This is a genomic window from Arthrobacter sp. E3, assembly GCF_017353415.1.
GTDB lineage: Bacteria > Actinomycetota > Actinomycetes > Actinomycetales > Micrococcaceae > Specibacter.
The window spans coordinates 1-578 of sequence record NZ_JAFMPX010000095.1 but is presented as its reverse complement, the minus strand read 5'-3'; the positions used below and the strand labels follow the sequence as shown (position 1 = coordinate 578).

Sequence of the window (578 nt, the reverse complement as noted above, 5' to 3'; positions counted from 1 at the left end):
CGGGATGCCGCAGGGCGGGACCCGATGGCGTCGGCCGGTATCGTCGATGCCCAGTCGGTCAAGGGCGCCGACACTGTGGGCCGGGGGTCGCGTGGGTACGACGCCGGCAAGAAGACCAACGGTCGCAAGCGCCACATCGTGGTCGACACGACCGGCCTGCTGGTGGCCGTGCTGGTCACCGCTGCGAGCATGCAGGACCGCGACGGTGGCCGGCTGGTCCTGGCCAAGGCTCGAATGGCAATGCCCTCGATTGCGCGGGTCTGGGCAGACGGCGGCTACGCCGGCCAACTGGTGGACTTCGCCCGCCAGAGGCTGCAGGTCACCTTGCAGATCGTGCGGAAGCCCAAGGGCCAGCACACCTTCGAGGCCTTGCCCCGGCGTTGGGTGGTGGAGCGGACCCTGTCGTGGCTGGTGCGCTGCCGCCGACTCGGCCACGACTACGAACGCCTCCCCGCCCATGCCGAGGCGATGGTGAAGTGGTCCATGATCGGGCTGATGGCCAGGCGTCTCTCACCGCCAGCCGGCCGCCTTCCTTGGCAGCCCGGAACGGCAAAATAACCACTTTCCCAACACGTTCT

General features: G+C 68.7%; 1 protein-coding gene. It reads left to right on the top strand.

Going from position 1 to position 578, the window contains the following annotated elements:
• On the top strand, positions 1–558 hold a 558-nt coding region (locus JMA46_RS16785), incomplete at its 5' end, for an IS5 family transposase (RefSeq protein WP_207346488.1).
• Between the last annotated feature and the right edge of the window lie 20 nt (positions 559–578).